General features: G+C 38.0%; 12 protein-coding genes. 4 read left to right on the top strand and 8 right to left on the bottom strand.

The genetic code is table 11. The features are described 5' to 3' along the window. The first annotated feature begins 24 nt into the window (after positions 1-24). The 3 genes from BLS33_RS11965 (at position 25) to BLS33_RS11955 (ending at position 2876) form a co-directional block, all read left to right on the top strand. Positions 25-951, top strand: coding sequence for a nucleoside hydrolase (locus BLS33_RS11965; RefSeq protein ID WP_089889101.1), 927 nt, complete (start codon positions 25-27; stop codon positions 949-951). 21 nt (positions 952-972) lie between these two features. Next, positions 973-1959, top strand: a complete 987-nt coding sequence (locus tag BLS33_RS11960; RefSeq protein WP_089889099.1) for a phosphotransferase — start codon at positions 973-975, stop codon at positions 1957-1959. Between the two features lie 299 nt (positions 1960-2258). Beyond that, positions 2259-2876 (top strand): TetR/AcrR family transcriptional regulator, encoded by a 618-nt coding sequence (locus BLS33_RS11955; RefSeq protein ID WP_089889098.1) that lies wholly within the window; start codon positions 2259-2261, stop codon positions 2874-2876. Between the two features lie 7 nt (positions 2877-2883). On the opposite strand, the gene BLS33_RS11950 is transcribed toward BLS33_RS11955, so the two are convergent. The 3 genes from BLS33_RS11950 to BLS33_RS25170 are packed head-to-tail and all read right to left on the bottom strand — an operon-like array spanning position 2884 to position 5204. Then, positions 2884-3975, bottom strand: a complete 1092-nt coding sequence (locus BLS33_RS11950) for a glycosyltransferase family 9 protein (RefSeq protein ID WP_317039853.1) — start codon at positions 3973-3975, stop codon at positions 2884-2886. After that, positions 3962-4564 carry a DUF4254 domain-containing protein gene (locus tag BLS33_RS11945; protein WP_089889096.1) on the bottom strand — a complete coding sequence of 201 codons (603 nt, stop codon included), beginning with the start codon at positions 4562-4564 and terminating at the stop codon, positions 3962-3964. The genes BLS33_RS11950 and BLS33_RS11945 overlap by 14 nt, the downstream gene beginning before the upstream one ends. 34 nt (positions 4565-4598) lie before the next feature. Next, positions 4599-5204 carry a hypothetical protein gene (locus BLS33_RS25170; protein WP_245731420.1) on the bottom strand — a complete coding sequence of 202 codons (606 nt, stop codon included), beginning with the start codon at positions 5202-5204 and terminating at the stop codon, positions 4599-4601. Between the two features lie 373 nt (positions 5205-5577). Here BLS33_RS25170 and BLS33_RS11935 point away from each other — a divergent pair, with 373 nt between their 5' ends. After that, positions 5578-5799 carry a DUF6341 family protein gene (locus BLS33_RS11935; protein WP_089889091.1) on the top strand — a complete coding sequence of 74 codons (222 nt, stop codon included), beginning with the start codon at positions 5578-5580 and terminating at the stop codon, positions 5797-5799. 75 nt (positions 5800-5874) lie between these two features. On the opposite strand, the gene purD is transcribed toward BLS33_RS11935, so the two are convergent. The 5 genes from purD to BLS33_RS11910 all read right to left on the bottom strand — a co-directional run bounded on the left by purD (position 5875) and on the right by BLS33_RS11910 (position 11987). Further along, on the bottom strand, positions 5875-7146 hold the full coding sequence (gene purD / locus BLS33_RS11930) for a phosphoribosylamine--glycine ligase (protein ID WP_089889088.1): 1272 nt from the start codon (positions 7144-7146) through the stop codon (positions 5875-5877). Positions 7147-7190: 44 nt separating this feature from the next. Further along, on the bottom strand, positions 7191-8171 hold the full coding sequence (locus tag BLS33_RS11925; RefSeq protein WP_089889085.1) for a UDP-glucuronic acid decarboxylase family protein: 981 nt from the start codon (positions 8169-8171) through the stop codon (positions 7191-7193). Further along, on the bottom strand, positions 8168-9253 hold the full coding sequence (locus tag BLS33_RS11920; RefSeq protein ID WP_245731418.1) for an MraY family glycosyltransferase: 1086 nt from the start codon (positions 9251-9253) through the stop codon (positions 8168-8170). The genes BLS33_RS11925 and BLS33_RS11920 overlap by 4 nt, the downstream gene beginning before the upstream one ends. A 118-nt stretch (positions 9254-9371) precedes the next feature. Further along, positions 9372-10070 (bottom strand): WecB/TagA/CpsF family glycosyltransferase, encoded by a 699-nt coding sequence (locus tag BLS33_RS11915; protein ID WP_089889080.1) that lies wholly within the window; start codon positions 10068-10070, stop codon positions 9372-9374. A 150-nt stretch (positions 10071-10220) separates the two neighbouring features. After that, complete coding sequence (locus BLS33_RS11910) at positions 10221-11987, bottom strand: O-antigen ligase family protein (RefSeq protein WP_089889077.1); 1767 nt, start codon at positions 11985-11987, stop codon at positions 10221-10223. Positions 11988-11992 lie beyond the last annotated feature (5 nt).

Here is an 11992-nt window from a genome sequence, read left to right as displayed (position 1 = left end):
ATTTAATAACGAATAATTAGAGCAATGAACAAAAAACAGGTTTGGATCGATACCGATCTCTCCGTAGGAATGAAAAGACATAAAAGAGATGGCTATTGTGACGTTGACGATGGCTACGCCGTACTTCAGCTGATGAAAGCTGATAATATCGATATTTGCGGTATCAGTGCGATTTTCGGAAATACCCTTATCGAAAATGCCTTTAGCCTGTCAAAAAAAATGGCTGATGAGTTTTCGTCGTATAAAATTCCCGTTTATAAAGGTGCCGATAAAGGCATTAACATACAAAACGTGACAACCAATGATGCCGTAGAAGCCTTAGCGGAAGCCCTAAAGCACCAAAAAATGATTATTATGGCGATTGGCCCTGCTACTAATGTTGGGCTGTTGCTGTTGAAATATCCTGAACTTAAATCTCAAATACAAGAAGTCGTTTTAGTCGCGGGACGCAGAAAACCCACCGATTATTTTAAAATCGGAAATCAGGGCAATCACGCCCAAGACCTGAACTTTGATTTAGACAATGATGCTTTTAGAATTCTTTTTGAACACGAGGTTCCCGTTGTACTCTGTCCGTTCGAAATTTCAAATAAAGTATGGCTAAAAAAAGAAGATGTAGAAACTTTAAAAAATGGGGATATAAAAAATGAATGGCTGGCAGAAGCTTCCGAACCTTGGTTAAAACAGTGGTTGGATCAAGGAGCCAAGGGCTTTAATCCCTTTGACGTTTTAGCCAGCCACTATATTATGGCTCCTGAAGATATTATTTCAGAACCATTAAATGCCCGTTTGGAAATACATCTTGATGACACCGTAAAGCAGAACAACAATACTGTCTACAAACAGTATTTACTTTGCGATAACGGTGATGGCTATCCAATCACCTACTGTTATGATGTTGTGGAAGGTTATCATCAGAAATTGATTTCTAGTCTAGTTGCCAGTGAATAGTCGGATAAAAGTAGAGCACGAATGAAAAAATTATCAAACGACATAATCGAATTACAACCGTACTTAAAACAGCAGGGTTGGCTAAAACCACATGAGCAAATAGCTTCTGTGGAAGTGCCCGGGGAAGGAAACATGAACTTTACCCTTCGTATTGATACGGGCCAGCGTACTTTTATAATAAAACAGAGCCGTGATTATGTGGAAAAATATCCCCAAGTTGCAGCGCCTCAAGAACGGGTACTTCGTGAAGCGGAATTCTATGAGCTAATCAGAACGAAACCATCATTAAATCAAATGATGCCCACACTTATAGGACTTGATAAAGTGAATAGTGTGATGGCAATGGAAGACCTAGGTGCCGGATCAGATTACACTTTTCTTTATAAAAGTGGTAAAACAATCGGTGAAAAAGAGTTGTTAGACATCATTACATTTGTTGCAACCCTGCATACAAGTTTCGATGCTAATTCGGTTACTGCCCCCATTCGGAATCGAAAGATGCGCGCCTTGAATCATGAACATATTTTTCAATATCTTTATTTAAGTGATAACGGACTTGATCTCGACCAAATACTTCCTGGGCTAAAGAGTATTGGAGCATCATTTTCAAAAGATGATGACTTGAAGACAAAAGTTGAGGAACTGGGGAGACGCTATCTAGCGGATGGCAATACACTTTTGCATGGAGATTATTTTCCGGGAAGTTGGTTAAAAACAAATAATGGAATCAAAGTCATTGACCCCGAATTCTGCTTTTTCGGATTTCCCGAATTTGAAATCGGGGTAACTATTGCCCATTTGAAAATGGCCGATCAACCTCAAAAACTGATTGACAATGCGTTAACACATTATAAAACCTTGGCGAAATTAGACAATGAACTGTGCGCCAAGTTCACCGCCATTGAAATTATAAGAAGACTTTTGGGGCTGGCGCAACTTCCCTTAGAAATTGATTTGGGCAAACGCATCTCGTTATTGGAAACTGCAAGGGAATGCCTGATACGGTAGTGTTTTAGCTCAAAAGGACCGAATCTTTATTTGAACATTCCATTTTCAGGTCAAAATACCCTTTCTTTTTAGGTCTACGTATATCTTTGTAGGAAAATACTTGCTTTTAATCCGAAAAATAAAACCTTTAAACTGACCAGTCGGTCGGTAACTTCTCTTCAGAAACATGTTGTTCACCGAGATTCCGTCATTTTAACGATTTTCTTAAGTATTACATCTTTAAATATTGAACGCGTTGGCATATCGAGGGTTCTTTGTTACGGACCTCAGGGTCTGTTTTAACCCAAAACCCAAATCTTATGAACAAGAGTCTAAAACGTATGGCCACCATGAACCGAATGCAAGTTACCGGCCTAGAGTTATTTTACAAAAAAGGATATTACAATACGAGCGTCGATGATATTTTAAAAGAGCTATCGCTTTCTAAAGGAGCCTTTTATTATCATTTCGATTCCAAAGAAGACTTCCTTATCCAAATCATTGAGAACTTGCTTACCCGAAAGGTATATAGCATGCTTATTGAACCGATTGAAGGTCATTCAAACACATTGGATCTTATTACCGAATGCTTCGACGATGCACTTGAAACAGCTGTTCACAATGAGATGGACTATGGTTTTATTTTGAGCAACTTTATTAATGAGTTCAATGGTCGTAACCCGGAAATCATGAAACATTTAAACAACATTATGCAAATATGGGAAGTGAATCTAGTCGGTGCCCTTCAAAAGGGGAAGTTCAACGGGAATATTGATAGGCACGTAGATGCTGAAGGTGTAGCCGTTTATTTGATAAGCTCGTATATTGGCATACGTACCTTAATGGTGGAAACAGCGCCAAGCGCCCGTAAATATCGCTATATGTCGCAATTAAGACAATACCTCAAATCTATGGAACCTAGAAATATTACGGTATAGAAAAAAATTACACTGTTTTACCTAACAAGGTATTAATTTTAGCTATGACGGTTGCAGGTGTAATGGTTGCCATACACCTTTCGTACCCTTCCGGAAGTTTGTTTCCATATACCGATGTTGGTATCAAAGGGAATTCATCCCTATCGGAGAGTAGCATGTTACTATCATTTTGGCTTATGGGAGCGAAGCCAGCAAAAGGATGGGTAACACCCCATAATGTCAAGGTCGGTATCCCGTACATTGCGGCCAAATGAGCATTGCCACTGTCCATTGACAACATAAGGTCGAGATTTGAAATCAGGGCCAATTCCTCTTCGAAGGAAAAAATGCCTGCAACATTAATACAATTCTGGAATTTTTTTTCCCAAGTTTCGAACTGCCGTCTTTGATTATGACCACCACCAAAAAACAAGATTTTAGTTTTTTTGGAAGTATCCAATTGGGAGACGACCTGTTCCATCAAATCTAAAGGATACATTTTTCCTGGAAAGGCCGCATAAGGAGCAATGCCCAGCCATTTTTTTGACGGTTGGCCAACAACTTCCAATACCTTTTCGGTTAGGGGTTGCTTTGGCAAGCTAACCGCTTCATTCAAATCGACAGAAACTCCCAATTGGGAAAAAACGTCAGAATACCGCTGGTGCGTGGTTCGTAATGGTTTGAGAATTTTGCTATTTGCCGAGGTAAGCGCTTTCTTTTCTTTCCGTCCTTTGTCAATCTGAACGAATGGTATATTTCCGATTTTAAAATACAACTTTAAAATATTGCTGCGAAGCACGTTATGCAAATCAGCGACTTGGTCAATATTAAGCGCCTTAAGCTCTTTATACAGTTTCCACAGACCGAAAACTCCTTTGTGTTTTCCTTTAACATCGGCCTCAAATACCTGCACATTACTTATGTGGGAGAACATCGGCTTAAAGAATCCCCTGGTCAACATGGTGATTTTAACCTTAGGATAACGTCTTGCAATTTCAGCGAGAATGGGTACAACCATCGCAACGTCACCCATGGCGGACAAACGTATTACTAGAATATGGACTTCTTTATCCAATTCCAAGTTTTCTGTGTTCCCAGAAAAATTTCTATTGAGTGCCACGAAGCACCGGATTTAATTCCTCGTCATTGTACATCTTCATTTGCTTGTAGACCTTCATATACTTTCTTCCCGATTCGATGTCGCTAAGCAATTGGTCTATGGCCAAGGAAAGATCTTTTCGTTGTTCTAACAGCACATTTAATTTCTGTCTGCACTTTATCAGGTGTTCTTCGGAAGCATCTTTTCGATTGGCCTCCTCATCCATATGATAAATCTTTAAAGCCAAAATTGAAAGGCGATCGATAGCCCAAGCCGGACTCTCGGTATTTATCGTGGCTTCTTCCTTCACATCTACCGATTGGTATTTTTTAAGGAAAAAACTATCAATATATTCTACCAAATCAGTTCTGTCTTGATTACTGGCGTCAATTTTTCGTTTGAGCACAAGAGCTTCGCTAGGATCAATATTGGGGTCACGAATGATGTCTTCGTAATGCCATTGCACAGTGTCGATCCAATTTTTACGATAAAGAAGGTGGCCTATTTCGTCAATGGGGTAAGGGTTCTCAAAGGGTTGGGAAACATCATTTTTCTCATGATACTTCTTGATACTCTCGTCAAAAATTCTGTAAGCAAATTCACTAAACATGGCAATATAAATTTGTTACGAAGATACCTTAAATTTATTTTATCGACACTTCAAAAAGAAACACCAAAAGAGGGATGACAATTGATGCCATAAGCACAATCTCTTTGATATTGGCCTTTCTTATCGACTCGATATAATTCGTAAAGAACACCACCGCAGGAAAAAAGGTAATCAGAATTGGGTATGCATCTGAAGTCGTAGTCAAGACCTTTAAAACCAAGCCAACAATAAAATAAAGAGCTATTAGCCGCATTGAGGCTATTTTTCCAAGGCCCGCACTGCCTAATTTTAAAAAAGCCAGTACTGCCGTTACAAAAGTAATTAAGACGTATATTATAAGCTTCGATCCGTTGCCCAAATCAAGAAAATAGGTCGTATTAAACTGAAAGTTAAACTTGTAATGTGTTACTAAAAAATTGGGATACCCGGCCAAAATTAGAATACTATACGATATCATAAATACCGCAAACAAGGCAGCGAACGGTACTAACCAGTTTCGAATGTTTTTGGGTTCATAGATATAGATCGCAGCAAACACCACAAGCATAAATAATAGAGCCCAATCATAAAACAGACTTGACACCATAATCCAGATGGAGGCATCAAAAATTTTAAGTTTTACGTTTTTCAGTGATTTCATGCTAATTAGCCGCCGTATAGCCAACAATAAAGAAAAACTACAGAAAATAGTGTTATTATCAGCTATTGTCTTAGGAAAAACCAACATTAACAAGAAATAGAACAGTAATGAAAAAGAATTGGTACCCGTAATCTTATTACGCTTTGTAATAAAATTTACTATGAAAAAACTAAACATTAATAGCAGAAATGCAATAGCTTGTAGCAGAAGTTGAAGTGGTGAATATACCCGCTCAAAAAGAAAAAAATGTACGAACCAGTAGAAAACAAACAAGAACGAAAGAACAATTATGTAATTTATTGGTTTTGTTTTACCAAAAACGCTTGAAATCATCTACGGTTTTTATATTTTTGCAACGTAAATATACTATAAGATGAAAGCATTTTTTGAAGGTATACAAGATTTATTTGTGAATTATCTCTTTGCGCCCTATGATTTTTTTCGGTTTATGGATAATTGGTGGACGGCCAACATAGTAAACTGGATCTTATTTATTGTTGTAGCTGTTGCCTTTGTTTACTGGATGCTTCAGTTGAAACAGTATAATGACAATGGTGAAGAAGACAAAAGTATTTCTTCTCATTCCTATCTTTAGAATCTCATTGGGCTTTTGAAATAGAATTTTAGGACATCTCGATTAAAGATGTCCTTATTTTGAAGTTGAGTAGGTTTAAAGATCGAAACCGATATCGGTACGGAAGTTAATTCCGTCAAATTTGATTTTTTCAACGTTTCGGTATGATTTTTCCAATGCTTCCCTGAATTCATTTCCATAAGAAGTTACTGCAATCACCCTTCCACCATTGGTCACCACTTTTCCTTGATCAGTCGTTGTTCCTGCATGAAATACCAATGAGTCTGAAATATTTTCTAATCCGGTAATTTCTTTTCCTTTTTCGTATACTCCAGGATAGCCACCGGAAACAGTCATTATAGTGGTAGCGCTACGTTCGTCGATCTCTAGATCGATAGCATCTAAAGTCTGGTCGGCAACAGCTTGAAAAACTTCAGCGAGGTCATTCGCTATTCTAGGGATGACGACTTCAGTCTCTGGGTCACCCATTCGAACGTTATACTCTATCACAAAAGGATCATCACCAACTTTAATCAATCCTATAAAGATAAAACCCTTATAAGGCAAATCATCCATTTTAAGCCCTTCTACAGTTGGCTTTACAATTCGTTCATGTACTTTGTCCATAAACTCCTTATCTGCAAAAGGAACAGGGGAGATAGCACCCATACCACCTGTGTTCAGCCCTGTGTCTCCTTCACCTATACGTTTGTAATCTTTTGCGGTAGGCAGTACTTTATAGCCTTTTCCATCGGTCAATACAAAAACACTCAGTTCTATACCCGACAAAAATTCCTCGATTACAACCGTGGCACCGGCATTACCGAATTTAGCATCTACCAACATTGATTTCAATTCTTTCTTAGCTTCTTGTAAATCGTTCAAAATCAAAACGCCCTTACCAGCAGCCAAACCATCGGCTTTCAGCACATATGGAGGGGTAAGCGTCTCTAGAAACGAAAAGCCCTTTTCAAGACTTTCTGAAGTAAAACTTTCATAAGCAGCCGTGGGAATTTGATGTCTAAACATAAATTCTTTGGCAAACTGCTTACTTCCTTCCAATGTTGCTGCTGCCTTTTGGGGCCCGATAACCGAAACATGATCGATTTCATCGTCATTAAGAAAAAAATCGTGCACCCCATTGACCAATGGGTCTTCGGGGCCGACAACTACCATGTCGATATTTTCGATCAAAATGAATTTCTTAATGGCATCAAAGTCATTTACTCCAATCGGTATATTTTTTGCAATTTCTGCGGTGCCCGCATTACCCGGCGCAACGAACAGCTTATTAATTTTAGGGCTTTGGTTCAATTTCCAGGCAAATGCATGTTCGCGGCCACCTGAGCCAAGTATAAGGATATTCATTTTTTTTCAAATTTGGTCAAAAATACGGCTTGCCATGGAATTATCTATACCGTACCTGAAAAATCCCTATGCTTCTTTTTTTGTAATTCTTCGGGGGAAAGGGATTTGAAGTAATCGAAAACTATTTTCAGCCCTTCAGCTCTACCTACCTTGGGCTCCCACCCTAATATTTCCTTAGCCTTAGCAATATCGGGCTGTCGCTGTAATGGGTCATCTTTTGGCAAAGGCTTAAAAACAATTTTTTGTTCGGTGCCCGTTAACATTATAATCTCTTGGGCAAACTCCAAAATAGTAGTCTCGTGCGGATTACCAATGTTCACAGGGTTTGTGTAATCACTCATTAATAAGCGATAAATACCCTCCACTTGATCGTCTATGTAGCAGAAAGAACGTGTTTGGGAACCGTCACCAAAAACGGTAAGGTCTTCTCCTCGTAATGCTTGTCCCATAAATGCAGGCACTACGCGGCCATCATTTAGGCGCATACGTGACCCATACGTATTAAAAATACGAACGATGCGTGTATCTACCCCATGAAAACGGTGATAGGCCATAGTTATCGATTCCATAAAACGTTTGGCTTCGTCATAAACTCCGCGTGGGCCAATCGGGCTCACATTGCCATAATACTCCTCGTTTTGAGGGTGTACCAATGGGTCGCCATATACCTCCGAAGTGGAAGCTACTAAAATCCTCGATTTCTTTTCCTTGGCAAGACCCAATAAGTTTAAAGTACCCAAAGACCCGACTTTCAGGGTCTCAATAGGGATTTTCAAATAGTCAATAGGGCTTGCCGGAGAGGCAAAATGCAATATATAGTCCAATTTTCCGGGTAAATGCACAAATTTTGTGACATCGTGGTGATGGAATTCAAACTCCTTCAGAGGAAAAAGATGTTCTATGTTCTTGATATTTCCTGTGATAAGGTTGTCCATGGCAATAACATAAAACCCTTCTTTTATAAACCTATCACATAAATGTGATCCTAAAAACCCTGCTGCGCCTGTTATAAGAACTTTCTTCATTCTACCTCTTCTTTGTTTTGTGCCTGGTCACTCAAATTCTTCTTTTTCTTCTTCCCGTTTACCTCTTCCACTTTACCCTTTATTTTATCAACCTTTCTCCGCAACATAATCTTTTGCTTTAGGGTTGCAAAACTGTAGTTGTACTTAAAGAAAATATACCCAAGTGCAACAACTACCGACACCAACATGATGACCATGCCCAAATTTCGTGCTTTACTGCCCAAAACGATAAAAAGCATAACAAACAACAAATTAAAGCAACCTATAATAAAACTAGCCTGTTTATGGGTCAGTCCCCAATAATCAATGAGCACGTGGTGTGTATGGTTCCGATCAGGCGAAAAAGGCGCCTTATTATTCGCGATCCGAATAGCAAAAACCCGAGCCGTATCAAACAGCGGGACAATCAAAATACTAATGGCAATCAAGGGAGCATTCTCCAATAAAAAGGGTAATTCGGTATAAGAATCAGGCCTCAATGCTAAAAACTTAATGGTCAAAATACTAATAATAAAGCCCACAATAAGCGAACCGGTGTCGCCCATAAAAATCTTTTTATCAGAGGAGAGGTTAAACCCTAAAAAAGCCATCAAACTAGCATTTAGCGTTATACTTAACAACGCAAAAAAGTACTCCTCCGTTAAGTAAAAGATGGTGGTATAAATAACCATGATCACAATACCCACAACAGAAGCCAGCCCGTCGATACCATCAATCAAATTATACGAATTTATAATGGTCAGCATCATAAAACCTCCAATAATAAGATAGAGATAATACGGTATTTCACTAATATTCAAAAACCCGTTCAACGAATGAATAGTAAAACTGGGGTTAGTCAAAATAAAAGCAATGGCAAAAACTTGCGATAGTAGTTTTGCCCCAGGGGAAATGACTACTAAATCGTCTTTCAACCCTACTATGAAGAGTATGGTAAGGCCTGGAATAATGTACATGGCCTCATCAAAAACGTCGCGGCCACGTATAAAGAACAGCGCAAATATGAGGGTATAAAAAAATGCAATGCCTCCCAAGGTGGGCGTTCTCGAACTATGCGAGCTCCGCTGGTTGGGGTTATCCATTAGGCGCTTGTATTCGACTATTTTGATAATTTTAGGAATTGTCAAATAGGTTAGGAGAAATGCTCCTATGAAAATTGATATGGCGGTTTCGAGAAAAAACAAATGCTATAAAATGATTTTACATTCTATCAAAGATAATTTTAAAAAAGAACTTTACTAAATTTAACTGCCGGCCTATTCTTGTGGGCTCCTTCAAAAGTCGATATAACCACTCAAGCCCCAAACTGATAAAAACACGAGGGGCTCTTTTTTTTGTTCCCGAGTATACATCAAAACTACCTCCCAAGCCCATATAGAGAGCAGGGTAACTTTTCATAAACTCAGCCATTAGAAATTCCTGTTTTGGACTGCCCATAGCAACAAAAATTATATCGGGTTTTTTTCTGGCAAAATCACTTAATAACAAATCCGTATCTTCCTTTTTGAGAAAACCATTCCTATAGCCTTTAATGTCCAATTGGGGAAATTCGGTCTTTAACTTGGTAACAGTCATGTCTATTACCTCCTGCGCCGCACCTATAAGGTAAAACGATTTTTCATGATGGTACTTCTCAATAATATCAAGCCAAAATTCGGCACCAGCAATTTTGGTAGCGTCCAAACCTCTTCGCCTTAGGGCCCAAACCGCTCCAATACCATCAGGGTAACCGATATTGGAATTAATTAAATCGTCTAATTCAGGATCAGATCTATTAAGCTTTTCCGCATTTAAAGCAATCAATATGCTTTTTTTGCCTTGTATAAAATCCAAGAACTGGTCTTTAGATGTAAATGCATAGATTTTTTTGTTATTGATTTTCTGGAAGTCATGCTCCATACTTTCTAAGTAATATCGATTGATGGACAAAAGTAAGGTAATCCTTTTTAAATCTAATCAAATGGGGCTTTCGATCGAAAAACATTGTAGTTTTTAGCAATCTGGAAATGTGCAGCCCAAATTGACTTTATAGAAAATCTATTGGCCTATTTAATGCCGTTTCACATCCGTTTTAAAAAAAAAGCAATACCAGAATGTAAAAATAATCATTCCTGCCTGTCTGTTCAGGTACGATTCTACCATAAAGAGAAACGCAAAACTGATTGCGAAACAAAACGCATAGGGGCCTCCCTTTCGCAAAAAACGCACCAACATAGCAACTAACAGTAAAAGTGCCAAGACACCATTGCCCAAAGCCGTTTCTAAAAATTGATTATGTGCATTATAGTTTCTAAACCTAGTATTTGCATTTTTTTCTAATGCCTGTCCAATAGCTTCTTGGGTACTTTCATGACCTACCCCGAATAGATAATGTTTCTCAATCTGATTCGTACTTGCTTTCCATAAGGAAATTCGGGCCTCGGTACTGGTTCCTTTGGAAGTTATATTGTGAACATTGTTTTTTCCAACTGAAAAATAAAAGGTAATGGCGGCTATAGACAATAGCGCCAAAACTACCAATGTAAATTTCCTTCTCCTGGTATTCAAGATTAATACCACTTTAATTACCAGCAATAATATACCAACCATAAAAGGCATTCTCGCATTTACCATAAACATAAAAAAGAGTGCCATTGGATAAAATGCGAACTGAAAAAAGCCATTTCTTAATGGCGTTTCAAGGTTTTTTATAAAAAGGAGTAAAAGAAGAAGACTCAAATAACTAGTATGCCAAAATCGCTCTACACAAGCCTCGACAAAATTAAAAAAAGACCCTTCTGGAACAATTTTTATATAGTTGTTGATAACATATACACTCAAAAGAAAAAAATAAATCAAAACACCTTTTTCAAAGAATTCAAATACTTTTAGGAGTTTCTCTTTATTTATATGACCGAAGGCGACGGGTAATAATATAAAATAACTATAATCCAATGCAACTTTCATCGTAGTAGACGGACTATCTGTTACGATGGAGGAAATTAGTAGCCATGCATAGAACGAATAAAAGAGATAGTTATTCTTAAACACTTTGAGAAGAGATTCTTGCTTCTTTGCCTTAATCTCTAAGTACGTAGTCACTACAACTGTCAGGGCCATTAATACATGGGAAATCATAGTCCAAAAAGGCATTATAAATACCCATATAGAAAATATGATTTTTAAAACTTTAGTTCCGTTTATTGATGTCACTCTTGAAATGGCAAAATATTCTTTTTTGGGGTTTAGCAATAAGAATACCACTGTAATGATTAGAATAAATATGTTCGCCCAAACAGGAATGAAATGACGCACCTTGCTATGTCTTTTCTTATTCAAGCTCTCCGTGGTGTTCAACATTATCCAGTTCGACCCACCCTTTTTCGATTGTACCTTAACGCCTTGTTCGCCCTCCGTAGTTTCGCTCCCAACGCTTACATATTCTAAGACATTTCTATGTTTTTTTTCTGTTAGCCAATTTCCGTCCACAGTAAAAGCATAGGATTTAATTCGAAGGAACGATTTCTGTTCTGTCTTCCAATAAAGACCTATATATTCAATTTCATTTTTAGAAGCAATTTGAAACTGGTAGGAATAATCCTTGTTCGGGCCAATCTCCTTCCTATCTGAGAAAAAACGCTTTTCCGAGAATTTTTCTTTGTAAACGTACCATACTTCGGTGGATTGGGCACAGTTAATCTCGGTACGAATGGAAACCTCTCGATATTCCTTTTCATAGAAAAAACCAAAGTAAAGAAGATTAAATATACATATCGGCAATAGAAGTATTACGTAATTTTGCTTTGACCATTTCGATATTGTACTGATGACTGACATTAATC

It is taken from the genome of Kriegella aquimaris, from assembly GCF_900103215.1.
Lineage (GTDB): Bacteria > Bacteroidota > Bacteroidia > Flavobacteriales > Flavobacteriaceae > Kriegella > Kriegella aquimaris.
This window is presented reverse-complemented; position numbering and strand designations above follow the sequence as displayed.